Raw genomic sequence first — 25,283 nt, forward strand, 5'->3', positions numbered from 1 at the left:
GGATCCGTGAGCGACGACCTGATCGAGGACGGTTCGATGGCGGAACCTGTTGTCGATAAGACTGATTCGAGTGCGTTGGATGCGAAAGCAAACGCGCAGTTCCCCGGCTTTGTGGTGCGGAAGGATCTCGTCGGGCGGATCAAGGGAAACGCCGTTGTACCGGGCTACGTTCTCGAATTCCTTCTCGCTCAGTACTGCGCCACTGACGATCCCGCGACGATCGAAGCGGGCATAGAGTCCGTCCGCGACATCCTCGCCAAGCACTACGTGCATCGCGGTGAGGCGGAGCTGATCAAGTCGACCATTCGTGACCGCGGCAAGCACCGCGTGATCGACAAGATCTCGGTCGTGCTGGACGTGAAACGGGATATGCACACTGCGTCGTTCTCCAATCTCGGGCTCAAGCACGTCCCGATCGACGACCGCACGGTGAAGGCGAACGAGAAGCTGCTCACCGGCGGGGTCTGGTGCATGGTCGACGTCGAGTACTCGGCGGGTGATGTCAGCGAGGACCCGTGGATCATCTCCGCGCTCCGGCCGATTCAACTGGGGCAGTTCGACTCCGCGCACTACACCGCCGCACGTCAGGAGTTCTCCACTGAGGAGTGGATCGACCTGCTCGTCAGCACGATCGGCTTCGATCCGAACAAGTTGTCTCCGCGGGCGAAGCTGCTGCAATTGGTGCGGCTCGTCCCGTTCGTCGAGCGCAACTACAACCTCGTCGAACTGGGACCGAAGGGGACGGGCAAGTCGCACGTCTACTCCGAATTCTCACCGCACGGGACGTTGATCTCGGGTGGTGAAGTGACTGCGGCCAAGCTGTTCGTCAACAACGCGAGTGGCGGGATCGGCCTCGTCGGCTACTGGGACGTGGTGGCGTTCGACGAGTTCGCCGGCCAGAAGCGCGTCGACAAGACGCTGGTCGACATCATGAAGAACTACATGGCGAACAAGTCGTTCTCGCGCGGAACGCAGACGCAGACCGCCGAAGCGTCGATGGTGTTCATCGGCAACACCTCTCGTCCCGTCCCGACGATGCTCGCACATTCCGACCTGTTCGAGGCGCTACCCGAGTCGTACCACGACGCCGCGTACCTCGACCGGATACATTACTACCTGCCCGGCTGGGAGGTGGAGATCATCCGGCGTGAGCTGTTCACCAACGGCTACGGGTTCGTGGTGGACTACCTCGCTGAGGCGCTGCGGCATCTTCGCGGGCTTGATTTCTCCGACCGCTATGCGGCGGAATTCACACTGAGCGAGCAGATCTCGCAGCGCGACCGAGACGGAGTGCGTAAGACCTTCTCCGGGCTGATGAAGCTGCTGCACCCGGGCGGTTCGGCCACGGCGGATGAGGTTGAAGTTCTGCTGCGGTTCGCCATCGAGGGGCGCAAGCGCGTCAAGGATCAGATCCTGCGGATCGACTCGACGATGGACGCCGTGACATTCGGGTACTCGGACGCCGCGGGCGATTGGCACGACGTGGCCACCCGCGAGGAGCTGGACTATCCGCGCCTGTACCACCGCGACCCTGTGGAGCCAGCGGACCACGAGCCGGCCGACTCTGCGGCACCGACGGGCGTTGCGGGAGGTGGAGTGCCGCTCGATGGGACCACCGTGGTCGCTGACGACTCGCCGTACGTCGAGGAACTCTTCGCCGGGGTGATCGATATCCCGGACGATTCGATCGGGTACTCGTACGCGAATCTGCTTCTGCCCCATCTGGCCGGTGCGAGGGAGATCGAGATAATCGATCCATACATCCGGAAACCGCATCAGCTGCGCAACTTGCATGACTTGCTGCTCGAGCTCATCGGAGCGAAGGCCGCCGAGGAGACAGTGGCAGTGAAGCTCGTCACCGGCGAGGAGACGTCACGCGAGGACTGGACCAAGGCGCAACTGATCGGGCTTCTGGAACTCAAGAACGCCGTCGCGGACGGCGGAGTGATCCTGGACGTCGAATTCCGGACGGACATCCACGACCGGCAGATCACTACCGATACGGGTTGGCGGATTCTGCTCGGGCGTGGGCTCGATATCTTCCAACCGTTCAGTGGGTCCGGTAGGTACGACCTGAGGTACCGATTCCAGGAGTACCGGCGGACGCGATCGACGACCGTGACGTATGTGAAGTCGGACTGATCGAGCGTCCGAGCGCCGTGCCCCGGCAACGAATCAACCTTCACGTGTGCAACACAGACCTCGGTGGTGTAGTTTTCCACCTGAAGTCACACTTGTCACGGAGGTCAACATGCGTGTCTCTGGTTTCATCCGCTCGGTTCTGTCGGCGACGGTGGCGGTCGCCGCGATCGTGACCGCGACCCCCGGGACCGCGGGAGCGGCACCGTCGACCCCGGCGTCGACGGCGTCGACCACGTCTCTGACGAACCGGGCGATCGACGCGCAGGCGGCGGGCGACACCGCGGCCGCCCAGGCCGCCATCAACCAGATGCCGATCGATCAGGCGCAGAAGGTGGTCGCCCTGATGACGAACGTGAACAAGGCACTGACCTTCCCGCTCACCGATCAGGTGCCCGGCGGCGTCGCGCCAGGGACGGCGATCGTGATCCTCGGCTACGGACTGGAGGACAACGGCGGCCTGCGCCCGGTGCTCGTCGAACGACTCACCAAGGGGCTCGCTGTGGCGCAGGCCTACCCCGCGTTCCCGATCGTCGTGACCGGCGGAGCGCCGAAGGCGGGCAAGACCGAGGCCGCCGCGATGAAGGAGTGGTTGCTCGCTCAGGGCGTATCCGCCACCCGGATCTACACCGAGGACCGGGCGGGCTCCACCCAGGGCAACGCGATCAACACCGCATCACTCATGCGGCAGAACGGCTTCGGGAACGGCGCCGTGCTGGTGACCTCCGCCGACCACACGCGTCGCTCGGTCGCCGATTTCCTGGTCGCCGGAATCACCCTGCAGGCCGTGGTCGCCTCCGATGCCAAGATCCAGTCGGCACCGATGTCCGCGAGTGGAGTCGCAGCGGTGTACCGGGACGCACGAGGGGTCGCCAAGCTCTAGAACTTGTCGGTCGGGTGTGGAAGCGTTACCACCATGACCGAGTACACGGCGCCGCAGGGCGCACCCGTCTGGATCGATCTGATGTCCTCCGACGTTGACGCGGCGGTGGAGTTCTACGCAGCGGTGTTCGGCTGGACCGCGGACCCGGGTAGCCCGGAACACGGCGGCTACCGGAACTTCCGGATCAACGGACACATGGTCGCCGGAGTGATGGCGGCCTCGGACGCCGATGACGGGCCGGCCGATGTCTGGTCGGTGTACCTGCGCACCGACGATGCCGAAGCGGCGCTGGCCGCGGCAACGGAGGCGGGTGCCACGGTGGTGGTGCCCGCGATGGCCGTGGGCGAGATCGGCAGTTTCGGCTTCTTCATGGACCCCGCGGGAGCGGCGATCGGTGTCTGGCAGCCCGGCACCCACCCGGGCTTCGTCGAGCAGGGCACTCCGGGAACCCCGTACTGGTTCGACTGCATGAGCCGGGACTACGAGCGTTCGCTCGAGTTCTACCGCACCGCCTTCGGCTGGGAGTACGAGGAGGCCGGTACCGGCGGTGAACCTGCCGCGATCGGCCCGTACAAGTACAGCGTGGTGCTCGCCGGCCCGGACGGCGGTAAGGACGGTGTCGCCGGGATCATGGACGCTGCGCCGTTGTTCACCTCCGGCGCCCTCCCCGCGGAGGCGCCGTCGTTCTGGCAGGTCTATCTCACCGTCGACGATGTGGCCGCTGCCGGGGAGCGGATCACCGCGGCGGGCGGCACCGTCGTCCAACCGGGCGAGGTCACCCCGTGGGGCACCCTCGCCGCGGCGCAGGACGTCAACGGCGCGTACTTCTGCTACGCGACGCCTCCGGCCGACATGTGAGAGGTGTGCGCCGTCAATCGCGGCGGCGCACACTCTCCTCGACCAGGTCCAGCACCGCCTCCAGACCCGATGTTCGCCGGCCGGAGGCCAGGTGCGTGACCAGACCGTCGAGAACCAGATCCAGATAGGCCAGGATCACGTCGGTCGGGAGGTCGTCGCGCAGACGGCCACGCTGCTTCTGCCGCTCCAACCGGCGCAATGTGGCATCGGTCAGCTCGGCGCTGCGCTCAGTCCACTCCGCACGGAAATCGGCGTCGTTCTTCAGGCGCCGGGCGATCTCCAGCCGGGTGCCCAGCCAGTCGAACCGCTCGGGATGGGCGAGCATGTCCCGCATGACCTGCACCAGGCCCTGATCTGCCGCGATATCGGCCATCCGCTCGGCGTCCTCGCGTGCCAGCGCCAGGAACAGCGCGTCCTTGTCCCGGAAGTGGTGGAAGATCGCGCCACGCGAGAGCCCGGTCGCCGCTTCCAGGCGGCGGACCGTGGCCCCGTCGTAGCCGTACTCGGCGAAACAGGTCCGAGCACCGTCGAGGATCTGCCGCCGTCGTGCGGCGAGATGGTCGTCGCTCACCTTGGGCATGTGGACGCTCCTGACCGAATGGGGAACAGGTCTCGTTGTGCGCTACGCGAACGGCGGGCCCGGCCGCAGGGGCCGGACCCGCCGTCACTGGTCGGAACTCGGGCGATCAGCTCTTGACCATGTTCCGCAGCACGTACTGCAGAATGCCGCCGTTGCGGTAGTAGTCCGCCTCACCGGGCGTGTCGATGCGGACGTCCGCGTCGAACTCGACCGTGGAAGTCACGGTGCCGTCGTCCGCGATCTTCTTGGCGGTCACGTGCACCGTCTTCGGGGTGACGCCGTTGTTCAGCTCCGTGATGCCCGCGATGTCGAAGGTCTCGGTGCCGTCGAGCCCCAGGGACTTCCACGACTCGCCCTTCGGGAACTGCAGCGGGACCACGCCCATGCCGATCAGGTTCGACCGGTGGATGCGCTCGAAGGACTCGACGATGACGGCCTTGACACCCAGCAGGCTGGTGCCCTTGGCCGCCCAGTCGCGCGAGCTGCCCGAACCGTACTCCTTGCCGCCCAGGACCACCAGCGGGGTGCCGGCGGCCTGGTAGTTCATGCACGCGTCGTAGATGAACGACTGCGGGCCGCCCTCCTGCGTGAAGTCACGGGTGTACCCGCCCTGCGTCCCCTCCAGGCCGATGGTGTCCAGAACCCGGTTCTGCAGGCGGATGTTCGCGAACGTGCCGCGGATCATCACCTCGTGGTTACCGCGCCGCGAGCCCAGCGAGTTGTAGTCCTTGCGGGCCACACCGTGCGAGTCGAGGTACTGCGCGGCCGGGGTGCCGGGCTTGATCGGGCCCGCCGGGCTGATGTGGTCGGTGGTGACCGAGTCGCCCAGCAGCGCCATGACACGAGCGCCCGAGATGTCGGAGACGGGAGCGGGCTCCATCGTCATACCGTCGAAGTACGGCGCCTTGCGGACGTACGTCGAGTTCTCGTCCCAGGCGAAGGTGTCGCCCTCCGGGGTGGCGAGGTTCTGCCAGCGGTGATCGCCCTCGAACACGGTCGAGTAGGACTTGCGGAACATGTCCTGGTTGATCGCGTTCTTGATGGTGTCGTCGATCTCCTGCGCGGACGGCCAGATGTCCTTGAGGAAGACGTCGTTGCCGTCGTGGTCCTTGCCCAGCGAGTCGGTCTCGAAGTCGAAGTCCATGGTGCCCGCCAGGCCGTAGGCGATGACCAGCGGCGGCGAGGCCAGGTAGTTCATCTTCACGTCGGGGGAGATGCGACCCTCGAAGTTACGGTTACCCGAGAGCACCGCGACCACGGTGAGGTCCTCGTCGTTGACGGCCTTGCTGATCTCGTCGGGCAGCGGGCCGGTGTTGCCGATGCAGGTGGTGCAGCCGTAACCGCCCAGGTAGTACCCGAGCTTCTCGAGGTAGGGCCACAGCCCGGCCTTCTCGTAGTAGTCGTTGACGACCTGCGAACCGGGAGCCATGTTGGTCTTGACCCACGGCTTCGTGGTCAGGCCCTTCTCCACGGCGTTGCGGGCGAGCAGAGCCGCGCCGAGCATCACCGACGGGTTCGAGGTGTTGGTGCACGAGGTGATACCCGCGACCGCGACGGCGCCGTGGTCGAGAATGAACTCGCCGCGCTCGCCCTTGACGCGCACCGGCTTGCTCGGGCGGCCCTCCGCACCGTTGGCGGCCGACTGCACATCGACGGCACCGTCGTCCGCGAACGACAGCGCGGCCGGATCGGAGGCCGGGAACGACTCCTCGACGGCCTCGTCGAGCTGCGTGTGCGCGGCGGGGTGCTGCTCCTCCACGTAGTTGTGGATGTCCTTGCGGAAGGCGACCTTCGACTCCGACAGCAGGATGCGGTCCTGCGGGCGCTTCGGGCCGGCGATCGACGGGACGACGGTGCCCAGGTCCAGTTCCAGGTACTCCGAGTAGGCGGGCTCGCGGTCCGGATCGTGCCACATGCCCTGCTCCTTGGCGTACGCCTCGACGAGCGCGAGCTGCTCGTCGGTGCGGCCGGTCAGACGCAGGTAGTTGATGGTCTCGCCGTCGATCGGGAAGATCGCCGCGGTGGAGCCGAACTCGGGGCTCATGTTGCCCAGGGTCGCGCGGTTGGCGAGCGGCACCTCGGCGACGCCCTTGCCGTAGAACTCGACGAACTTCCCGACGACCCCGTGCTGCCGCAGCATGTCGGTCACGGTGAGCACCACGTCGGTGGCGGTGACGCCGGGCTGGATCTCACCGGTGAGCTTGAAGCCGACGACGCGGGGGATGAGCATGGAGACCGGCTGGCCCAGCATGGCGGCCTCGGCCTCGATGCCGCCCACGCCCCAGCCCAGGACGCCCAGGCCGTTCTCCATCGTGGTGTGCGAGTCGGTGCCGACACAGGTGTCGGGGTAGGCCTGGCCGCCGCGCGTCATCACGACCGGTGCCAGGTACTCGATGTTCACCTGGTGCACGATGCCCATGCCCGGGGGGACGACCTTGAAGTCGTCGAACGCACCCTGGCCCCAGCGCAGGAACTGGTAGCGCTCGCCGTTGCGCTGGTACTCCAGGTCGACGTTGCGCTCGAGGGCATCCGCCGTGCCGAAGACGTCGAGGATCACCGAGTGGTCGATGACCATGTCCGCGGGGGAGAGCGGGTTGACCTTGTTCGGGTCACCGCCGAGGGTGGTGACGGCCTCACGCATGGTGGCGAGGTCCACGATGCAGGGCACGCCCGTGAAGTCCTGCATGATCACGCGCGCCGGGGTGAACTGGATCTCGACGCTCGGCTCGGCCGACGGGTCCCAGTTCGCCAGGGCGTTGATGTGATCGGTGGTGATGTTCGCGCCGTCCTCGGTCCGCAGCAGGTTCTCTGCGAGGACCTTCAACGCGTAGGGCAGCTTCTCGGTGCCGGGCACGGCGCTGAGGCGGAAGATCTCGTATGACTGATCGCCCACCTCGAGCGTGCCGCGCGACGAGAAGGAATCGATGCTCTTGCTCACGTCAGCTCCACTCAACGTTTGTGGTGTGCACCGACGGGCTGTGCCGGTGCCTGAAATCCATAATACAGTACGCTTGTCCTGTGAACGTCCGCCGGGTCGACACCCGCGGACGCTGCTCATTGTGCCTCCTTCCCGGGCTCGGCGTGGCGGTGTCGTACTGTGAGCGGCATGGGCCTGCCGTTTGTCACCGAAGTCCCCACCGACGTGGATCTCGCCGCGCTCGAAGTGGACCTCGCCGACGACGGTGTGGCCGTTCTCAACCCCGCTCACGCCGGTGCGGTTCCGCAACTCGCGCAGGTGGTCCGAGACGCGCAGGGGAAGGGGATCGAGAACTTCAAGGTGATCGTCCTGGCGCACGACTACCTGCCCGACACCTCGCTGCGTGACCTCGGCACGCAGGTCGGCAAAGACCTCAAGGCGAAGGGGCAGGAAACCGCCACCGTTCTGGTGATGTCCCCGAACCAGGTGGCCGGCTACTCGACGCAGCTGAGCCGGTACCAGATCGAGTCGGGCCAGGAAGGTCCTACCGGCAAGCTGGCGCTCGGCAACCCGCCCAAGGCGGCCGGGGACTTCGTCGACACCGCGCACGGCGCCACGTTCCCGTGGGCGGCGTTCACCCTCGCTCTGGTGCTGCTCGTCGTCGCGCTCGCTGCGGCGGTCCGAGTGATCACCCGTCGGCGCAGCCGTGCGGTGGACGCCGCGCGCCGCGCAGCCGGCCTGCGCCCCGATGGCTCGGCGACCGCCGATGGGAATGGCGTGATCGCTGCACATCGCACGCAATAACGCACATTCATTCGAAATTCCAGCTGTGTGATCCGGATTCCGCTGTCCGAATTCGTTTGATCCGATCACGGCTGGAAGCACCAGGTCAGAAGTGTGGATACGCAAGTGACAAACGTGTAATTTGTGACCTCTGTTTTCCATTGTTGCGAAAGTGCCGTACGGTACTTCTGGAGCCAATGTTGTACGTGGGGCAGCCGCGTACTCATAGGGCGTGAACGCGATCATGAGTGAGGGAGACACCTTGAGGCGTACGGCAGACCTCGCCACCCATCGAGCAGCGCGGTCGCTGCTGGCACTGGCCGCCACCGGAACCCTGGTGGTGGGCACCGTCGTGACCGCCGGACCCGTGCTCGCCGAGCCCGGGGATTCCGCCACCCCCGCCAACGTGGTCGCCGCCCTCGTGGACCGACTCGCACAATCCGATCAGCGGATCGCGGACCTGCGCGGTGAAGTCGCCGCGAAGCGTCAGTCCGTGAACCGTGCCGTCGTCGACCTGCAATCAGCGCAGAACGCCGCCTCCGCCGCCTCCGGTGCGGTGAAGGTCTCCGACAACGCCGTCGCCGACTCCGCAGCGAAGATCGACACCGCTCAGAACGCCTTCGACGCGGTCGCCCGTGCCGCGTACCAGCAGGGCAGCAGCGCCGGGGGACTGGTGGACACCCTCGGCGGTGACCCCGGCGTCGCGGTCGACCGCGCGACCACTCTGCGCATCGTCGCCGAGAAGCAGCGCGCAGCGCTCACCGATCTGCAGGCCGCGAAGAAGCGTGCCGAGGCCTCCCGGACCGCCGCCCGCGCGGCGAAGGTCCAGGCCGACGCCGCAGCCGCGACCGCCGAGGACCGCAAGAAGCAGGCCGAGGACTCGATCACCACCACCGTCGCCGCGCTGAACACGCAGGAGCAGGAGCAGACCAAGCTCAGCGCCCAACGCGAACTCGCGCAGCGGGCTCTCGACGATGCCAAGCGGGCCGAGAATCGTGCCGCCCAGCAGCGCATCTACGCCCAGTACGTGGTCGACGAACGACAGACCCAGCAGCTGACGCCGGCCGCTCCCGCCGCCGCACCGGCTGCGGCGGGGGGCGCTCCCGCCGCAGCGCCGGCCGCTCCCGCAGCGGCCGCACCGGCCGTACCCGCACAGGGATCGTCGGCGGACCCGCTGGCCGCTGCCCGCACCTTCGCCCAGGGCCTGGTCGGCCAGGCCTCGTCGCTGTTCACCAACCCGTTCGGGATCGGCGCGCCGGCGGCACCGGCGGCCGCAGCGGCGAGCCCCGCCGCACCCGCGCCCCAGGCCGCGATCAGCACCGCGGGCATGTCCGGCGCACAGATGATCGAGGCGGTCATCCAGCGCGGCATGTCGGTCCTGGGCGTCCAGTACGCCTGGGGCGGCGGCAACGCCTTCGGTGCCACCAAGGGTGTGCGCGACGGCGGCGTGGCCGACAGCTTCGGCGACTTCAACCGCATCGGATTCGACTGCTCGGGCCTGATGGCCTACGCCTACGCGGCCGTCGGCATCGCGCTACCCAAGTACTCCGGCTACCAGTTCACCACCGGCAACAAGGTGCCGGTGAGCCAGCTCAAGCGGGGCGACATGGTCTTCCGCGGTCCCGGCGGAACTCAGCACGTGGCGATCTACCTGGGCAACAATCAGATCCTCGAATCGCCGCAGTCCGGTGGTGCGGTGCGGATCGCGCCCTTCGACGCTTCGACCTTCCTCTCGCAGGCCGTCCGAGTCATCAACAGCTGATCGCCGCGATTGCGTACCCTCGGGTGAGCGATCGGTGCGAGCCGCATCGCGACGGCCGGTATCGGCCGGGGGACGAGACGACGAAGGGACTTGTGTGACGCACTCTCAGGGGCCGGAGATCGCCACCAGCGACGAGGTCAAACTGCTGGAGCGGGCCGTCTACGAGGTCAAGCGAGTGATCGTCGGCCAGGACCAGCTGGTCGAGCGGATCCTGGTCGGCATGCTGGCCAAGGGGCACGTCCTGCTCGAAGGTGTGCCCGGTGTCGCCAAGACGCTCGCCGTCGAGACCTTCGCGACGGTCGTCGGCGGATCGTTCTCCCGGATCCAGTTCACCCCCGACCTGGTCCCGTCCGACCTGATCGGTACTCGCATCTACCGGCAGGGCAAGGAGCAGTTCGACACCGAGATCGGCCCGGTCTCGGCGAACTTCCTCCTCGCCGACGAGATCAACCGTGCACCCGCCAAGGTGCAATCGGCGCTGCTCGAGGTGATGGCCGAGCGCAAGGTGTCCATCGGCGGCCAGACCTATCCGATGCCCGATCCCTTCCTGGTGCTCGCCACCCAGAACCCGATCGAGAACGAGGGTGTCTACCCGCTTCCCGAGGCGCAGCGGGATCGCTTCCTGTTCAAGGTGGTCGTCGGCTACCCCTCCATCGAGGAGGAGCGCGAGATCGTCTACCGGATGGGCACCATCCCGCCGACCGCGTCGCAGGTGCTCGACCCGGAGTCGATCCAGCGTCTGCAGCGCGCCGCCAGTGAGGTCTTCGTCCATCACGCCCTGGTCGACTACGTGGTGCGGGTGATCGCCGCGACCCGCACACCCCGCGAGTTCGGACTCGAGGACGTCGCCTCCTGGATCACCTACGGCGCCTCTCCCCGCGCCACCCTCGGCATCGTCGCCGCGGCGCGGGCGCTGGCACTGCTGCGCGGGCGCGACTACGTGGTCCCGCAGGACGTCGTCGAGATCATCCCGGACGTACTGCGCCACCGCCTGGTGATGAGCTACGACGCCCTGGCCGACGAGATCACCGCCGATCAGGCGATCACCCGCGTCCTGCAGACCGTCGCCCTGCCGCAGGTCGTCGGACAGGCCCAGCCCCAGCAGCAACCGCACCAGCAGTTCGTGCCCGCACCCTCGCCGCAGGGCTGACGACGATGCGCCGCACCCCGCTCCCGAGCTTCGCCGGCGGCGAGGTCGACGAGGCCCGGATGCAGGCCTCGCTCAAGACCCTCGAACTGCTGGTCCGCCGCCGGCTCGACGGTGTCCTCAAAGGCGACCACCAGGGGCTGCTTCCCGGACCCGGTTCCGAACCGGGGGAGTCGCGGCCCTACACCCCGGGCGACGACGTCCGCCTGATGGACTGGTCCGTGACCGCGCGCACCACCCACCCGCACGTGCGGCAGATGATCGCCGACCGGGAACTCCAGACCTGGATCGTGGTGGACCTGTCCGTCTCGATGGACTTCGGCTCCACCGGCGGCACCAAACGCGATCTCGCAGTCGCCGCATCGGCCGCGGTCGTGCACCTGGTGAGCGGTGCCGCGAACCGGGTCGGATGCCTCGTCACCAACGGCTCCACCGTGGTCCGCGTGCAACCGAAATCCGGCCGGGCGCAGCGGCAGAAGGTGCTCAAGGCGATAGCCACCGCGCCGCGAGCGGACGAGGGCACCCGCGGCGACCTGCGCGGTGCACTCGACGCACTCCGCCGCCCGGAGCAGCCGCGCGGCCTGGTCGTGGTGATCAGCGACTTCCTCGGCGACGTCGACTACGTCCGGGAACTGCGCGGACTCGCCGCCCGGCACGAGGTGCTCGCCGTCGAGGTACTCGACCCGCGGGACGTGGAGTTGCCCGAAGTCGGGGAGATCGCCTTGCGCGACGCCGAATCCGGCGCCGTCCGTGAGCTCACGGTCACCGCGGATCTGCGGGACCGGTTCGCCGACGCGGCGCAGGCGCACCGCCGGGAGGTCGCGCGCACCCTGCGCGGCATCGGAGCACCGGTCCTCGAACTGCGCACCGACCGGGACTGGCTGGCAGACATCGTGCGCTTCGTCGCCGCCCGCCGGCGCGGATTGGCGGGTGCTTCCTAGATGGGCGGACTGACCTCACTGGCCACCCCGATCTGGCTGCTCGGCATCGTGGTGGTGCTGGCCATCGTGGCCGGGTACGTCTACAACGAGAAGCGGCGTAGCAAACGCGCGCTGAAGTTCGCGAACATGTCGGTCCTCGACTCGGTCGCGCCGCCCGGCCGCAACCGTTGGCGACACGTGCCGATCGCACTCCTGAGTATCGGGCTGATCCTGCTCATGGTCGCCCTGTCCGGACCGCAGGCCATGCGCAAAGTACCGCGCAGCCGCGCCACCGTCGTCCTGGTGGTCGACGTCTCGTTGTCGATGAAGGCCACCGACGTGAGTCCGAACCGGCTCGACGCCGCGAAGGAGGCGGCCAAGAAGTTCGTCAACGAACTGCCCCAGGGGATGAACCTGGGCATCGTCTCGTTCGCCGGTACCGCGCAGCTGTTGGTCTCACCCACCCCGGACCGGTCACTCGCGACGAACGCGATCGACCACCTCGAACTCGCGCAGCGCACCGCCACCGGCGAGGGCATCTACTCCGCGATCCAGTCGATCAAGAACATCCGCGACGTGCTCGGCGGTAAGGACAACGCGCCGCCGGCCCGGATCATCCTCGAATCCGACGGCAAGCAGACCGTGCCGACCGATCTCGACGATCCCCGGGGCGGGTTCACCGCCGCGCGCAAGGCCAAGGAGGAGGGCATCCCGATCTCCACCATCTCCTTCGGGACCCAGAACGGCACCGTCGACATCCAGGGGCAGAGCATCGGCGTGCCGGTCGACGACGCCTCGCTGAAGAAGATCGCAGAGCTCTCCGGCGGACAGTTCTTCTCGGCCTCCTCGCTGACCGACCTGAACCAGGCCTACGGCACCCTTCGCGACGAGATCGGCTGGGAGATGCAGAAGGGCGACAACTCACGGATCTGGCTGCTGTGGGGGACCCTGCTGCTCCTGGCCGGTGCGGCGGGCGCAGTCGCCTTCAACCGTCGGCTGCCCTGATAGGTTTGCTGGCATGTCGACTTCTGAATTCACGCCCCGGTCCGTCCTCGTCACCGGCGGCAACCGCGGCATCGGCCTGGCCATCGCGCAGCGCCTGGCCGCCGACGGACACAAGGTCGCGGTCACCCATCGCGGCTCCGGCGCACCCGAGGGACTGTTCGGCGTGCAGTGCGATGTCACCGACACCGAATCCGTGGATGCTGCGTTCAAGACCGTTGCCGAGCACCAGGGCCCGGTCGAGGTGGTCGTCGCCAACGCCGGTATCACCGAGGACACCCTGCTCATGCGGATGAGTGTGGAGAGCTTCGAGAAGGTCATCAACGCCAACCTGACCGGGGCCTTCCGGGTCACCAAGGCCGCGACCCGTGACATGCTCAAGAACCGCTGGGGCCGGTTCATCTACCTCGGCTCGGTCGTGGGCCTGATGGGCACCCCCGGCCAGGCCAACTACGCCTCGTCCAAGGCCGGCGTCATCGGCCTCGCCCGCTCGGTCACCCGTGAGCTCGGCGCCCGCAACGTCACCGCGAACGTCATCGCACCCGGTCTGATCGACACCGATATGACGCGCGATCTGCCCAAGGAGTACACCGAGACCGCCGTCAAGCAGGCCATCCCGGCGAAGCGGATGGGTCAGCCCGAGGAGGTTGCTGCGGTGGTCTCCTTCCTCGCCTCGGACGACTCCGCGTACGTCTCCGGCAACGTCATCAACGTCGACGGTGGCCTCGGTATGGGCCACTAGGCCCGCGCACCGTCGAACCAGCTCAGTGCAACCGCAGAACCCGAAGGAGGCACGTCCGTGACCGGACTGCTCGAAGGTAAGACCATCCTGATCACCGGCATCATCACCGACGCCTCGATCGCCTTCTCGGCCGCCAAGGTGGCCCAGGAGCAGGGCGCCAAGGTGATCATCACCGGCATCCCGGACCGGCTCCGGCTGATCGACCGGATCGCCAAGCGACTGCCGAGGGAGGTGCCGCCGGCGATCCCGCTCGACGTCACCGACGAGGAGTACCTCGGCACCCTGGCCGAGAAGATCCGTGAACTCGCCCCCGAGGGCATCGACGGTGTACTGCACTCGATCGCCTTCGCCCCGCGCACCCTGATGGGACCGGAGGCACTGCCCTTCCTCGAGGGACCGGGCCCGGACGCCGCGAAGTCCTTCGAGATCTCCGCGTGGAGCTACGCCTCCCTGGCGCGCGCCGTGCTGCCCGCGATGAACGAGGGCGGATCCATCGTGGGTATGGACTTCGATCCGCGGACCGCGCTGCCCGACTACAACTGGATGGGCGTGCAGAAGGCGGCCCTGGAGTCGGTGAACCGGTACGTCGCCCGCGAGGTCGGCTACGCCAAGAAGATCCGCTCGAACCTGGTGGCCGCGGGCCCGATCAAGACGCTCGCCGCCAAGGCGATCTCGGGCACGGCGACCGACGACGCCAAGAAGCTCAACATGCTCAACACCTACTGGAACGGCGCCTCGCCGATCGGCTGGAACGTCGACGACCCCGAGGTCGTGGGCAAGAGCGTGTGCGCGCTGCTCTCGGACTGGCTGCCCGGTACCACCGGCTCGATCGTCTACGTCGACGGTGGCGCCAGCCACAACACCTGGTTCCCCGACGAAATGATCAACGCGCAGTAGTCGTGACCGAGCACACCTGGGACGCGCTGCTCGTCCTGAGTTTCGGAGGCCCGGAACACCCTGACCACGTGCGGCCGTTCCTGGAGAACGTCACCCGTGGCCGGGGCATCCCGCCCGAGCGCTTGGACGCCGTCGAAGAGCACTACCTGCGCTTCGGCGGCGTCTCGCCGCTCAACGCCCAGAACCGCGAGATCATCGACGCCGTCGAGACCGAACTGTCGGCCCGGGGCCGCGACCTGCCGGTGTACTTCGGCAATCGCAACTGGCACCCGATGGCCGAGGACACCGCGGCGCGGATGGCGGCCGACGGAGTGCGTCGTGCCCTGGTCTTCGCGACCTCCGCGTGGGGCGGTTACTCCGGCTGCCGGCAGTACGACGAGGACATCGCCCGGGTCCGCGAGGCCGTCCCGGACGCACCGGAGCTGACCAAACTGCCCCAGTTCTGCGAGCACGAGCGGTTCCTGCAGAGTTTCGCCGACTCCGCGGCCGCGGCGCTGGCACAGCTGCCGGCCGGTTCCCGGCTGGTGTTCACCGCGCATTCGATCCCCGAAGCAGCGGACCTGGCGGCGGGCCCGCCCGACGTTGAGCGGTTGTACTCCCGGCAGGTCCGGGAGGCCGCGGCGAACGTCGCAGCCCGGTTGGACGTGGCCGAACACGACGTGGTCTGGCAGTCCCGGTCGGGTCCCCCACAGGTCCCGTGGCTCGACCCCGACATCTGCGACCACATCCGCGCCCTGCACCAGCAGCGGGCGCCCGGCGTGGCCGTGGTCCCCATCGGCTTCGTCTCCGATCACCTGGAAGTGATCTGGGACCTCGACACCGAGGCCAAGGACGTGGCAGCCGAGCTCGGTATGCCCTTCGCCCGCGCGTCCACCTGCGGATCCGACCCGCGGTTCGCCCGAATGGTGGTGGACCTGATCGACGACGCCTTCGCCGGAAGATCGTCCGGGCTCGGCGTGAGCACCAACGGAGCGGCCTGCGTCGAAGGATGCTGTCCGGCGGTGCGTCGCCCACACCGCACCGACTAGCGCAGTTCCTCGCGGCACACCGCGTTGACCGCGGCCACCCGCGCCGCCCGGACCGTGCGCCACAGATCCCGGTACGTCTCGTCGCCGCCCTGCGCAGATGCCAGCGTCAACCCCGAATACGGGGCCTGTGCGCCCGCGACCAGCAGAATCGCCTCGACCATGCCGGCGCTGTCGAGCACCCGGTGCGCCCGCTCGGAGGCGCTGCGCGGCAACCGGTGCGCTCCCAGGAACCGCGTCAACTCCATCACCAGCCGGCGCGGATCGTCACCGGCGTCCGGTGCCGGCGGCAGACCCGCCAACGCCGACGGCGCCTCCCGCACCGCGCCCCGCAACTGCTGCTCGGCAGCGCCGAGCGGCAGTTGATCGGGATCGGTGAGCGCCGGCTCGTGCGCGAACGCCTGCCATCGCATCACGTCTCCCGCCTCCGGCGTCGGAACCAGCGCGATCGAGGTGTGAGCTGCGTCGAAGACCACCGACTCCCCGCGTGCCATCGCCGCGTCCTCGAGGTCGGTATCCGCCGGGAGTCCACGGGCATCACCCGGCGCGGGCAACAACAGCCGGACGGTGTGCGGGGCCAGTGCCCGGATCTCGGCCAACAGGCCGGGGAGGTCACCGTCGACGACGGACTGCACCGGCGCCCACTCCGCCAGTGAGGTCAGTAGTTCGTCCGTTCCGGCAGAGCCGGACAGCCACGCCGCGGACCACACCGCGAAACCCTGCGCGGGCCCCGCGGTGGCGCGCCGGGCGAGTGTGGCGACCGTCGTCATGAGCCCCGATGGTAGTCGCCCCCGCACTCGGCTACGGTTGATCGCCGTGGCGAACAGGTACGGGGACATCTACGCCGGGCACGCGAGCAAACGGGCACGGACCGTCGCCGAGGTGCCCGCCGATCGCGGTCTGGTCGCCGAGGACGCGGCGACCGGCTTCTGCGGAGCGGTGGTCGGCTTCGACCGCAGCTACGACGGCGAGTTCGTCAAACTCGAGGACGCGCGCGGCAGGGTCCGGCTGTTCGCGATGCGCCCGGCGGCGTTCCTCATCGACGGTGTCCCCGTGACCCTGGTGCGGCCGGTGGCGAAGACCCCGTCGGGTCCTCAGCGCAGCGCATCCGGTTCGACCCGGGTCGAGGGCGTCAAGGCGCGGGTGGCCCTGCCCAGCCGGATCTGGGTCGAGGGTGTGCACGACGCGGCGCTGGTGGAACGGGTGTGGGGTTACGACCTGCGGGTCGAGGGTGTGGTGGTCGAACAGTTGGAAGGACTCGATCACCTCGGTGCCCGGCTCGCCGAGTTCGGACCCGGACCGGGACGCAAGGTGGGAGTGCTCGCCGATCACCTGGTGCAGGGGTCGAAGGAATCGCGGATGACCCAGTCACTGGGGGAGTACGTGATGGTCACCGGCCACCCGTTCATCGACATCTGGGCGGCGGTCAAGCCCGCCTCGGTCGGGATCGACGCCTGGCCGGATGTGCCGCGGAGCGAGGACTGGAAGACCGGGACCTGCCGGCGGCTGGGCTGGGGCAGCCCACAGGACGGCTGGCGCCGGGTGCAGGCCGCGGTCGATTCGTTCCGCGACCTGGACGCCTCGCTGATCGGCGCGGTGGAGCGCCTCGTCGACTTCGTCACCGAACCGTAGGACGCAACCACGCGTGAGCGCTCCTCGGTGTCCGAATTCTGGCAGGATCGAGGTATGGCGGCTGCGCTGTGGTTGATCGGAGCGATCGTGCTGACCGTGGCGGAGGTCGCGGTCGGTGAGTTCACGCTGCTCATGCTCGGTGGCGGCGCGCTGATCACCGCCGGTGCGACCGGCCTGTTCGACCTACCCACCTGGGGCCAGGGGGTGGTCTTCGCCGTGTCGTCGATCCTGTTGCTCGCGCTGGTGCGACCTCCGCTGCGACGGTACGTCGAGAGCAAGCGCGGGCAGGCACCGTCGTACCTGGAATCGCTGCCGGGCAGCATCGCCGAGGTGACCGGAGAGGTCACCGCCGACGGTGGCCGTATCCGTCTCGGCGGTGAGGAGTGGACCGCCCGCACCCCGTACGACGGTGCTCCGATACCGATCGGCGCGCAGGTCACCATCGTCGAGATCGACGGTGCCGTGGCCGTGGTCGTCGATGACTGACTGATCGAGAAAGGGAGATCCGCATGGAGGGAATCGGAATCGGACTGGTCGTGCTGGTGCTGCTGATCGTGGCAGTGGTGGTGGTACTGGTCAAGGCGTTGGTCCTGGTGCCGCAGGCGCAGGCCGCGGTGATCGAGAGACTGGGGCGCTACACCCGGACGGTGTCCGGCCAGCTGGCACTGCTCATCCCGTTCATCGACACCGTCCGGGCCCGGGTTGACCTGCGCGAACAGGTCGTCTCGTTCCCGCCGCAACCGGTGATCACGCAGGACAACCTGACCGTGAACATCGACACCGTTGTCTACTTCCAGGTCACGCGCCCGGAGGCCGCGGTCTACGAGATCAGCAACTACGTGGTCGGCGTCGAGCAGATCACCACCACCACCCTGCGCAACGTGGTCGGCGGCATGACGCTGGAGGAGACGCTCACCTCGCGTGAGGCGATCAACGGCCAATTGCGGGGTGTGCTCGACGAGGCCACGTCCCGCTGGGGGCTGCGCGTGGCGCGGGTCGAGCTCAAGTCGATCTTCCCGCCCCCGTCGATCCAGGAATCGATGGAGAAGCAGATGAAGGCCGACCGCGAGAAGCGGGCCACCATCCTCTCCGCCGAGGGACATCGGGAGGCGGCGATCAAATCCGCCGAGGGCGACAAGGCCAGCCGCATCCTGCTGGCCGAGGGGGAGCGGCAGGCGGCGATCCTCGCCGCCGAGGCGGACCGGCAGGCCGAGATCCTGCGCGCCGAGGGCCGGCGCGCCGCCTCGTACCTGGAGGCCCAGGGTGAGGCCAAGGCCATCGAGACCACGTTCTCGGCGATCAAGTCCGGCCGTCCCACTCCGGAGCTGCTGGCCTACCAGTACTTGCAGACCCTGCCCGAGATGGCACAGGGAGACGCCAACAAGGTGTGGGTGGTGCCCAGCGATTTCAACGGTGCGCTGCAGGGCTTCATGCGCAATCTCGGCAGTCCGGGCAGCGACGGAGTGTTCCGGTTCGAGCCGTCCGACGACGGCCAGGCCAGTGCGCCGGAGATCGATACCGAGGGCTGGTTCGACACCCCGGAACCGGTCTCACCGGTCCTGGTGACACCCGACCAGGTTCCGGACGCCCCGGTTGTCCGCACCGCGCCCGCCGATCCGGCGCCGAGCACGGGGTTGCACGCCGAGCCCGATCCGGCGGTGCCGGTTGCCCCCCGCGGTGCCCGCGGACGCCGCACCGGAGATCACGGCCGGGATGCCGGAGATGAGTGAGACGACGCAGCTGCCGGTGAGCTCCCGGCACGCGGCGCCCGGACCGTATCAGGTGCAGCAGCCCGGCTACCCGCCGCGCACCGAGGCCTGATACAGGCCCGACGCCGCCCGGCATCGGCTGGACCGGGGGCGGTGGTGCGGGATCAGCGTCCCACTGCCACCGCCACTCCGGCGCAGCCGCAGGCCCACAGCACCGAGACGAAGGTGCCGATGATGAACTGCTCCGCCGCACCGGGATGACGCAGTTCGGGATACCGGGCGAGCCCCTTGGCGGCCACGATCACCGCCAGGCCCGCACCGAAGTTCGCGAGGACGCAGACCACGATGGCCGCGCGTTCGAGGACTCCGATCGCCAGGCCGCCGCGTAGCGGCGACGCCGGCGTCGCGTCGTCGGGGAGGTCTCCGGCTTCCCCGACGGCAGCGTCCTCACTACCGCTGTGGGCTCCCTGGTCTGCGTCGGAGGCGTCCGGATCGGTGGACTGAGCGGTCCCGGAGGATGGATCGTCACGCCCGGACGCCCCGGCCAGCACGAACACCGCCTTCACCAGAGCGCTACCGCCGGCCATCGCGGCGATCACAGCAGCGACCCGCACGGCGGCGAGGCCGGCGCCCTGTGCGGCGGGCGCAGCCAGTGCGACCAGCGCCGCGGCGACCACCAGCAGCACCGGAACCTCCGCTGCGGCGATCGCGACGCAATCGGGGCCGCGCCGCCGCGCGAGAGCGCCAGCGCCCGCACCCGCGATAGCGGTCAGGAGTAGGAGCGCGACGACGATGCCGATCATCGGGCGGTCCCGGTGCCGTGCGGTGGGTTGGCCGCATCGAGCAGTTCGATCGCCAGTGCGCGGCCCGCCGGCTCCACCGACCAGCCCGCTGCGGCCGCTCGCTGCGAGGCCGCCTGCCGCGAAACCCCCAGCTGTGCTGCGGCGGCGGTGATGGTCATACCGTCGTTGAGCAAGGCGGTCACCTCCTGACCCTCTCGTGATCTGCGGCCCACGATATGCCCGAGCACCGACAGAATCGCCTCTGCGCGGCGAGCGGCGTCACCGTCGGCCGCCCGCACCTGGACGCGGACGGGCACGTTCTTGGCCGCCTCGACCGCATCGCGGGCCGCTTCGAACGCTCGGCCCCGTCCCGCACGGGTCTGTTCCGGAAGTGGTGATTCGACGGTTCCCACTCCGATCCCGATGCTCCAGCGCCCGTCCGTGAGCAGTGCGAGGGCGGCGTTCACCGCGACCGCGGCGTCGTCGGTGACGGCCTGGAGTTCGTCGCCCGCCGTGCGTTCAGGAGCGCGAAGCCAGCCGAGGGGGGCGAGGAATGCGCGTGCGGCTTCGACCCGGTCGGTGTCGGTGCGACTGCCTCGTTGATCAGCGGTGAGGACCATCATGAAGCAAGCGTACAGCCTTGCATTCGCCTACCGCAAGGAGTTGGACTTGCGAGGATCGACTAAGCCAGGTCCGGATGCCGCAGCAGCCCTCCGCTCGCCAGGGCTCGCGGGAGAGTCCCGCGGGTGGCCACGATCCAGCCGGCCGACAGCCCGAGGAAGTAGGCGAGGGCGAGTGCGGCGTAGCCTGTGGCGCCGGTCGCGTCCATCGCACTGAACCCGGTGGCGCAGGTGCCGATCGGAAAGGTGAACGACCACCAGGTCAGCGCGTACGGCAGCCCGTCCGTGGAGCCGAGGGCGGTCCGTGCGGTGAGGGTCAGTGCGATCGCCGTCCACAGCAGCACGGCCACCGTGACGATCGTGCCGAAGCCTGCGGCGGCCCGCTGCAGGACGGCGGCGAGATCGGGACTCACCGCCAGGTGTGCGGCCGAGCCGAGTCCGTTCGCGGCGGTGATCGACTGCCCGAGCGGGCCGAGCACGATCCAGGCCGTCGGCATCATCGCCGGCGCCCAGGCCGGGCCGCGGAGCAGGCGCAGGATCACCGCGGGCAGCACCCGCAGTGCGGCGAACAGGGTGAAGGCGAAGCACCCGTAGCTGAACCACAGCAGGGCGCTGCGTGTCGCTCCTTCCGGTGTGTAGGGCATCAGCACCGCGCCGCCGGCCGCGGTGACCATCGGGGAGACCACCGGCATCAGCCATCCGGCGAACGCCGCGTCCGCCCGGTAGTGGCCACCGCGGATCATCATGACCGGAATGAACAGGGCGAAGAACAGGCCGAGTGCCGTGCCGGTCACCCACAGGGCGGCGCCCAGAGTCAGGGCGGCCGGCAGTCCGAGCACGTCCCGGCCCACCAGGACCGCGCCGATCCCCACGGTGAGGAAGGCCATGGCCATCGCGCCGTAGAAATTGCCGATCACCGGGTCGCGGTGATGGCGCCGGGCGAACTCGGGGTAGCGGATCCAGTGTGCCGCAGTGCCGACCGTCAGCAACGCCAGCAGGATCGCGGCCAGGATCCACACGGCTGCGGCCGTCGTACGCAGGCCGGGGATCTGCATCGGCAGGCTCACAGCCGCATTCGCGACGATGCCCGTTCCCATGACGCAGGCGAACCAGTTCGGCGTGAGGTTGGAGACGGCCTCCTGTGGGGTCCGCAGATCGCGCAGCAGCCGATTCCGTGCGGGCCCGGGGGAAACAGAGCCGGTCGACCTGGTGTGCATGGTGAACACGGTGTCTCGGGCGGAATCGTTCGGGAACCCACAGGGTGGCTATCTACCCATACGATGACTCTATGGAAATGCCGTCCGCGGAATCCCTCCGACTGCTGGTGGCCGTCGCCGATCTGGGATCCATCTCAGCGGCCGCCCGCGCGTGCTCGATCTCCCAGCCCAGCGCGAGCGCGCGCCTGCGTCACCTGGAGCGCCAACTCCGGCTGGAACTGCTCGACCGGCGCACCCGGGGAGCGGAACTCACCACCGAGGGCGCCGCGGTCACCGAATGGGCTCGGGCTGTCGTCAGCGCGATGTCGGCCCTGCAGACCGGCGCCGAGGCTCTCCGCTTCGACCACACGGTGCGGATCGCGTGTAGCCAGACGATCGCCGAGTACCTCATGCCGGCGTGGCTCGCCCGGCTGCGTGAGCACGCCGACGAGCCCGTGCACCTGACCGTCGGCAATTCCGCGGCGGTGATCGCCGACGTGCGTGGGCACGTCGCCGACCTGGGCTTCATCGAGGGGCCGACGGTGCCCGGCGATCTGGCCTCCCGGACGGTGCGCACCGACCGGATGGTGCTCGTGGCGGCGCCCGGTGACCGCCTCACCCGGCGGCGCGCGGACCGCCCCGTCACCCCCGCTGAGCTCGCGGAACTGCCACTGGTGACCCGAGAGCCGGGGGCGGGAACCCGCGAGGCCCTGGAGGCCGCGCTACGACGGGCCGGGTTCGAGCCGAACCCGCAGTCGGTGGCGCTCGGCACGAACGCGGCGGTCAAGATCATGGTCGCCGCGGGCGGGCGGGCGGCGGTGCTCAGCGAACTCGCGGTCGCCGCGGAACTGCGCGAGGGCCGCCTCGTCGAAGTTCCCACTGAGGGCATCGACCTGCGTCGCCGGCTGCGCGCGGTACGGCGCGACGACGCCGCACCCCGCGAGGTGGTCGATACCTTGCTGGCTGTGGCCAGCGGGCGCGCCGCAGGTGCGTCGCCCGACCACCGGCGATCATCACGCTGATCGAGGGCAAGGCATTAGCCTTGCTAGAGGATCAGTCAAGGTTTGACCCTTGCGGGCATCCGAGCGTCGAGAACCAAGCCGGTGATCCCGACCGCCATCAGTACTCCGCTGACCACTACCAGCCACGGTGACGACTCCCCGGCCAGCGCGTCACCGAGCAGCACCACAGCGGTCGTTCCCGGCGCCAGCCCGATAGCCGTCGCGACCAGGTACGGCCAGAACCGCACCGGCGACAACGCCGATGCGTAATTGAGGATCGAGAACGGCACCGCGGCCACCAGTCGCAGCGAGCCGACCGCCAACCAGCCCCGCACCCGCAGCCGGGCCGCGATCGGTGTGTACGCAGGGTGCTCGCGCACCCGGTTGATCACCTGCGAGGGGTGCCGCGCATCGACCCACCGCACCGTGAGGAAGGCCAGAGCGGCGGCCGCGATCGAGGCCGCCATGCACAGCACGATCCCGGCCGGACCGAACAGCAGTCCCGCCGAGACGGTGAACATGGTCCGCGGCACCGGGAAGACCGTCACCACGATGTGCGCCACGAGGAACAGCACCACGAACCACGGGCCGGTCGATTCCGCCCACCCGCGCACCGTGGCCACCCCAGGACGAGGAAGCAGCATCCCGCCCGCGACCACCCCCAGAACCAGCAGGCAGCCGAGGGCCGCGCGCAGCACCAGCGACCTGTCTCCGGGCCGCAGACGGGATTCGTTGTCGCTCACGTAGAGCCAACATACGCGGTGCTCACGAGGGTGGTCCGACCCTACTGGGGAGTCGTCACCGGCATCGGTTAACGTGGATTCTCGAACGCCGCTGTGACGCCCGCGGCAGCGAAGGCTCGCGCGTGTGCCGGGCCACAGTGAGGAGGCCCACGTGGTGGACAGTCACTACGAGTCATGGCGCGAATCCGTCGGTGCCGTGCTCGCGAAGTCGCGTGGGGGCACCCCGCCGGAGGACCCGATCGCGGCGCTCACCACGGCCACCGAGGACGACGGCGTCGAGATCGCGCCGCTGTACTCCCAGCGCGATGAACTCCCCGAGGCGCCGCTGCCCGGCGTCTTCCCGTTCCTCCGCGGCGGTGACCCCACGCCGGACGTCCGCCTGGGATGGCGGGTCGCCGAACGCTTCGACGAGCACTGCGACGCCTCCGACGTGCTGGGCGCGCTCGAATCGGGGGCCAGCGCGCTGTGGATCGTCCGCCCCGATCCGGCGCCGCTGCTCGGGGGCGTCTACCCGGATATGGCGCCCATCCTGCTCTCCGCGGGAGGCGAGGCGGCGCACGCGGCCGCCCAGGTGCTGGCCGCGCTCGACGTGGCCGCCGAATCCGAGGCCTACCGCGCCGACCTGGTGCGGGTGAGTCTGGGTGCGGCGCCGCTCACCTCGCAGGTGGTCGGACGTGCCGACGTCCCGCTCACCGAAGCCGTCGACCTGGCCCGGTTGGCCGACGCCCGTGCCGAGGACGTTCGGGCGATCGTCGTGGACGGCGCCGACCTGCACAACGCCGGAGCCACCTGCGCGCAGGAGCTCGGCCTCACCGCCGCTGCGGCCCTGGACCAGGTTCGCGCACTCACCTCGGCGGGACTCCCCACCGGATCCGCGCTGCGGCAACTGACCATTCGGCTCGCGGCCACCGACGATCAGTTCCTCACCCTGGCCAAGATCCGGGCCTGGCGCACCGTCTGGGCCCGCGTCGCGCGGCACCTCGGCGCCCCCGACGCCGGCAACGCACCGGTACACGCGGTGACCTCACGCGCCGCGACCACGCAGCGGGATCCGTGGGTGAACATGCTGCGCACCACCGTCGCCGCGTTCGGGGCGGGGGTCGGTGGGGCCGACTACGTGAGCACTCTGGACTTCGACGCCGCGCTCCCGGGCGGTGTCGAAGGGTACTCACCGGCGTTCGCCCGGCGCATCGCCCGCAACATCCAGCTGCTGCTGCTCGAGGAGTCGAACCTGGGCCGGGTCGCGGACCCGGGTGCCGGATCCTGGCACGTGGAAGCTCTCACCGACGATCTGGCCCGGGCCGCGTGGAGCGTGCTGCAGGTCACCGAACGGGCCGGGGGTTTCACCCGCGGCATCGCCGATGAGTCGATCGCCGCGAGCCTCGGTGAATCCGCGGACCGCCGCGACGGCGCCGTCGCCCGGCGGGCCAGGAAGATCACCGGGGTCAACGAGTTCCCCAACCTCGCCGAACCCGCGGTGGCGCCGACCGCCGCGGTCAACGGTCCGGTGGTGCGCTCGTACGCCGCCCCGTTCGAGGCGTTGCGCACCCGATCGGACGCCTTCCTGCGTGAACACGGGGTGCGACCGCGGATCCGGATGGTGACCATCGGCACCGTCGCCCAGCACAACGGCCGGTCCACGTTCCTGACCAACCTGCTCGCCTCCGGCGGAATCGAGACCGTGCAGGACGCGACCGAGCAGGCGTCCGGGTCGGCCTCGATCGACGGCTCACCCGGCACCAGGATCACCGCGCTGGCCGGCTCCGACGCCGGATACGGCGATCAGGGGGAGGCCCTTGCGCGCACTCTGCGGGAGCAGGGCGACCTGGTGCTGCTGGCCGGCGCACCCGGCACCGTCGACGACGGACTGATCGACATCTACCTGCACGCGAAGATCGACGCGGCCGCCGCGCTCGACGATCTGTTGACCCGGCTGGGGGCCTGA

The 25,283-nt window shown here is 69.1% G+C and carries 23 protein-coding genes; 16 read left to right on the forward strand and 7 right to left on the reverse strand.

All coding sequences use genetic code 11. The annotated features are described in order from the left end of the window. Nucleotides 1-6: 6 nt before the first annotated feature. From brxL to ACYVHG_RS01810, 3 genes are all read left to right on the forward strand, one after another. Nucleotides 7-2,142 (forward strand): BREX system Lon protease-like protein BrxL, encoded by a 2,136-nt coding sequence (brxL, locus tag ACYVHG_RS01800; RefSeq protein WP_461165708.1) that lies wholly within the window; start codon nucleotides 7-9, stop codon nucleotides 2,140-2,142. A gap of 109 nt (nucleotides 2,143-2,251) precedes the next feature. Next, complete coding sequence (locus tag ACYVHG_RS01805) at nucleotides 2,252-3,022, forward strand: YdcF family protein (RefSeq protein WP_461165709.1); 771 nt, start codon at nucleotides 2,252-2,254, stop codon at nucleotides 3,020-3,022. A 33-nt stretch (nucleotides 3,023-3,055) separates the two neighbouring features. Then, complete coding sequence (locus tag ACYVHG_RS01810; protein ID WP_461165710.1) at nucleotides 3,056-3,880, forward strand: VOC family protein; 825 nt, start codon at nucleotides 3,056-3,058, stop codon at nucleotides 3,878-3,880. Between the two features lie 13 nt (nucleotides 3,881-3,893). On the opposite strand, the gene ACYVHG_RS01815 is transcribed toward ACYVHG_RS01810, so the two are convergent. Next, nucleotides 3,894-4,460 (reverse strand): TetR/AcrR family transcriptional regulator, encoded by a 567-nt coding sequence (locus ACYVHG_RS01815; RefSeq protein WP_461165711.1) that lies wholly within the window; start codon nucleotides 4,458-4,460, stop codon nucleotides 3,894-3,896. A 106-nt stretch (nucleotides 4,461-4,566) separates the two neighbouring features. Further along, on the reverse strand, nucleotides 4,567-7,398 hold the full coding sequence (gene acnA, locus ACYVHG_RS01820; RefSeq protein ID WP_461165712.1) for an aconitate hydratase AcnA: 2,832 nt from the start codon (nucleotides 7,396-7,398) through the stop codon (nucleotides 4,567-4,569). 168 nt (nucleotides 7,399-7,566) lie between these two features. Here acnA and ACYVHG_RS01825 point away from each other — a divergent pair, with 168 nt between their 5' ends. The 8 genes from ACYVHG_RS01825 to ACYVHG_RS01860 all read left to right on the forward strand — a co-directional run bounded on the left by ACYVHG_RS01825 (nucleotide 7,567) and on the right by ACYVHG_RS01860 (nucleotide 15,658). Continuing rightward, the gene (locus tag ACYVHG_RS01825; protein ID WP_461165713.1) at nucleotides 7,567-8,181 is read left to right on the forward strand and encodes an Rv1476 family membrane protein; all 615 of its coding nucleotides are present in this window, start codon (nucleotides 7,567-7,569) and stop codon (nucleotides 8,179-8,181) included. A 241-nt stretch (nucleotides 8,182-8,422) separates the two neighbouring features. Then, nucleotides 8,423-9,922, forward strand: coding sequence for a C40 family peptidase (locus ACYVHG_RS01830; RefSeq protein WP_461165714.1), 1,500 nt, complete (start codon nucleotides 8,423-8,425; stop codon nucleotides 9,920-9,922). Between the two features lie 94 nt (nucleotides 9,923-10,016). Further along, the gene (locus tag ACYVHG_RS01835; protein WP_461165715.1) at nucleotides 10,017-11,072 is read left to right on the forward strand and encodes an AAA family ATPase; all 1,056 of its coding nucleotides are present in this window, start codon (nucleotides 10,017-10,019) and stop codon (nucleotides 11,070-11,072) included. A gap of 5 nt (nucleotides 11,073-11,077) precedes the next feature. Next, on the forward strand, nucleotides 11,078-12,010 hold the full coding sequence (locus ACYVHG_RS01840; protein ID WP_461165716.1) for a DUF58 domain-containing protein: 933 nt from the start codon (nucleotides 11,078-11,080) through the stop codon (nucleotides 12,008-12,010). Further along, nucleotides 12,011-12,994, forward strand: a complete 984-nt coding sequence (locus ACYVHG_RS01845) for a VWA domain-containing protein (protein ID WP_461165717.1) — start codon at nucleotides 12,011-12,013, stop codon at nucleotides 12,992-12,994. 13 nt (nucleotides 12,995-13,007) lie between these two features. Then, nucleotides 13,008-13,733, forward strand: a complete 726-nt coding sequence (fabG1, locus tag ACYVHG_RS01850; protein WP_461165718.1) for a 3-oxoacyl-ACP reductase FabG1 — start codon at nucleotides 13,008-13,010, stop codon at nucleotides 13,731-13,733. A gap of 57 nt (nucleotides 13,734-13,790) precedes the next feature. Next, on the forward strand, nucleotides 13,791-14,630 hold the full coding sequence (gene inhA, locus ACYVHG_RS01855) for an NADH-dependent enoyl-ACP reductase InhA (RefSeq protein ID WP_461165719.1): 840 nt from the start codon (nucleotides 13,791-13,793) through the stop codon (nucleotides 14,628-14,630). Between the two features lie 2 nt (nucleotides 14,631-14,632). Continuing rightward, a complete protein-coding gene (locus tag ACYVHG_RS01860) occupies nucleotides 14,633-15,658 on the forward strand; it encodes a ferrochelatase (protein ID WP_461165720.1) in 1,026 nt (341 codons plus the stop codon). On the opposite strand, the gene ACYVHG_RS01865 is transcribed toward ACYVHG_RS01860, so the two are convergent. Next, on the reverse strand, nucleotides 15,655-16,425 hold the full coding sequence (locus ACYVHG_RS01865; protein WP_461165721.1) for a hypothetical protein: 771 nt from the start codon (nucleotides 16,423-16,425) through the stop codon (nucleotides 15,655-15,657). The two genes, ACYVHG_RS01860 and ACYVHG_RS01865, sit on opposite strands and share 4 nt — an antisense overlap. A gap of 46 nt (nucleotides 16,426-16,471) precedes the next feature. On the opposite strand from ACYVHG_RS01865, the gene ACYVHG_RS01870 reads away from it, so the two are divergent. From ACYVHG_RS01870 to ACYVHG_RS01880, 3 genes are read left to right on the forward strand one after another with little or no spacing between them, the layout of a single operon-like run. After that, nucleotides 16,472-17,287 carry a DUF3097 domain-containing protein gene (locus ACYVHG_RS01870; protein ID WP_461165722.1) on the forward strand — a complete coding sequence of 272 codons (816 nt, stop codon included), beginning with the start codon at nucleotides 16,472-16,474 and terminating at the stop codon, nucleotides 17,285-17,287. A gap of 54 nt (nucleotides 17,288-17,341) precedes the next feature. Then, nucleotides 17,342-17,773: an NfeD family protein gene (locus ACYVHG_RS01875; protein WP_461165723.1), complete on the forward strand. Its 432-nt coding sequence runs from the start codon at nucleotides 17,342-17,344 to the stop codon at nucleotides 17,771-17,773. Between the two features lie 23 nt (nucleotides 17,774-17,796). Further along, entirely contained in the window at nucleotides 17,797-19,017 is a 1,221-nt protein-coding gene (locus tag ACYVHG_RS01880) for an SPFH domain-containing protein (RefSeq protein ID WP_461165724.1), read from the forward strand. Nucleotides 19,018-19,160: 143 nt separating this feature from the next. Here the strand turns inward: ACYVHG_RS01880 and ACYVHG_RS01885 are convergent, their stop codons facing one another. The 3 genes from ACYVHG_RS01885 to ACYVHG_RS01895 are packed head-to-tail and all read right to left on the reverse strand — an operon-like array spanning nucleotide 19,161 to nucleotide 21,615. Then, complete coding sequence (locus tag ACYVHG_RS01885) at nucleotides 19,161-19,799, reverse strand: hypothetical protein (RefSeq protein WP_461165725.1); 639 nt, start codon at nucleotides 19,797-19,799, stop codon at nucleotides 19,161-19,163. Beyond that, nucleotides 19,796-20,401: a hypothetical protein gene (locus tag ACYVHG_RS01890; protein ID WP_461165726.1), complete on the reverse strand. Its 606-nt coding sequence runs from the start codon at nucleotides 20,399-20,401 to the stop codon at nucleotides 19,796-19,798. Before ACYVHG_RS01890 ends, ACYVHG_RS01885 begins: the two co-directional genes overlap by 4 nt. A 59-nt stretch (nucleotides 20,402-20,460) precedes the next feature. Next, on the reverse strand, nucleotides 20,461-21,615 hold the full coding sequence (locus ACYVHG_RS01895) for a TDT family transporter (protein ID WP_461165727.1): 1,155 nt from the start codon (nucleotides 21,613-21,615) through the stop codon (nucleotides 20,461-20,463). A gap of 71 nt (nucleotides 21,616-21,686) precedes the next feature. Between ACYVHG_RS01895 and ACYVHG_RS01900 the strand changes: the two genes are divergently transcribed. After that, nucleotides 21,687-22,616, forward strand: coding sequence for a LysR family transcriptional regulator (locus ACYVHG_RS01900; RefSeq protein WP_461165728.1), 930 nt, complete (start codon nucleotides 21,687-21,689; stop codon nucleotides 22,614-22,616). A 35-nt stretch (nucleotides 22,617-22,651) separates the two neighbouring features. Here ACYVHG_RS01900 and ACYVHG_RS01905 read toward each other — a convergent pair whose 3' ends face one another. Next, nucleotides 22,652-23,338 (reverse strand): TVP38/TMEM64 family protein, encoded by a 687-nt coding sequence (locus ACYVHG_RS01905; RefSeq protein WP_461165729.1) that lies wholly within the window; start codon nucleotides 23,336-23,338, stop codon nucleotides 22,652-22,654. Nucleotides 23,339-23,462: 124 nt separating this feature from the next. On the opposite strand from ACYVHG_RS01905, the gene ACYVHG_RS01910 reads away from it, so the two are divergent. Continuing rightward, nucleotides 23,463-25,283, forward strand: coding sequence for a methylmalonyl-CoA mutase family protein (locus tag ACYVHG_RS01910; RefSeq protein ID WP_461165730.1), 1,821 nt, complete (start codon nucleotides 23,463-23,465; stop codon nucleotides 25,281-25,283).

The sequence above is a fragment of the Tsukamurella serpentis genome (assembly GCF_054780975.1).

What these genes read in the sequence shown, in the direction of transcription:
- ACYVHG_RS01805 (WP_461165709.1), top strand. Translation starts at nt 2,252, where the DNA reads ATGCGTGTCTCTGGTTTCATCCGCTCGGTTCTGTCGGCGACGGTGGCG.
- ACYVHG_RS01810 (WP_461165710.1), top strand. Translation starts at nt 3,056, where the DNA reads ATGACCGAGTACACGGCGCCGCAGGGCGCACCCGTCTGGATCGATCTG.
- ACYVHG_RS01815 (WP_461165711.1), bottom strand. Translation starts at nt 4,460, where the DNA reads ATGCCCAAGGTGAGCGACGACCATCTCGCCGCACGACGGCGGCAGATC.
- ACYVHG_RS01825 (WP_461165713.1), top strand. Translation starts at nt 7,567, where the DNA reads ATGGGCCTGCCGTTTGTCACCGAAGTCCCCACCGACGTGGATCTCGCC.
- ACYVHG_RS01840 (WP_461165716.1), top strand. Translation starts at nt 11,078, where the DNA reads ATGCGCCGCACCCCGCTCCCGAGCTTCGCCGGCGGCGAGGTCGACGAG.
- ACYVHG_RS01845 (WP_461165717.1), top strand. Translation starts at nt 12,011, where the DNA reads ATGGGCGGACTGACCTCACTGGCCACCCCGATCTGGCTGCTCGGCATC.
- fabG1 (WP_461165718.1), top strand. Translation starts at nt 13,008, where the DNA reads ATGTCGACTTCTGAATTCACGCCCCGGTCCGTCCTCGTCACCGGCGGC.
- ACYVHG_RS01865 (WP_461165721.1), bottom strand. Translation starts at nt 16,425, where the DNA reads ATGACGACGGTCGCCACACTCGCCCGGCGCGCCACCGCGGGGCCCGCG.
- ACYVHG_RS01875 (WP_461165723.1), top strand. Translation starts at nt 17,342, where the DNA reads ATGGCGGCTGCGCTGTGGTTGATCGGAGCGATCGTGCTGACCGTGGCG.
- ACYVHG_RS01880 (WP_461165724.1), top strand. Translation starts at nt 17,797, where the DNA reads ATGGAGGGAATCGGAATCGGACTGGTCGTGCTGGTGCTGCTGATCGTG.
- ACYVHG_RS01885 (WP_461165725.1), bottom strand. Translation starts at nt 19,799, where the DNA reads ATGATCGGCATCGTCGTCGCGCTCCTACTCCTGACCGCTATCGCGGGT.
- ACYVHG_RS01890 (WP_461165726.1), bottom strand. Translation starts at nt 20,401, where the DNA reads ATGATGGTCCTCACCGCTGATCAACGAGGCAGTCGCACCGACACCGAC.
- ACYVHG_RS01895 (WP_461165727.1), bottom strand. Translation starts at nt 21,615, where the DNA reads ATGCACACCAGGTCGACCGGCTCTGTTTCCCCCGGGCCCGCACGGAAT.
- ACYVHG_RS01900 (WP_461165728.1), top strand. Translation starts at nt 21,687, where the DNA reads ATGGAAATGCCGTCCGCGGAATCCCTCCGACTGCTGGTGGCCGTCGCC.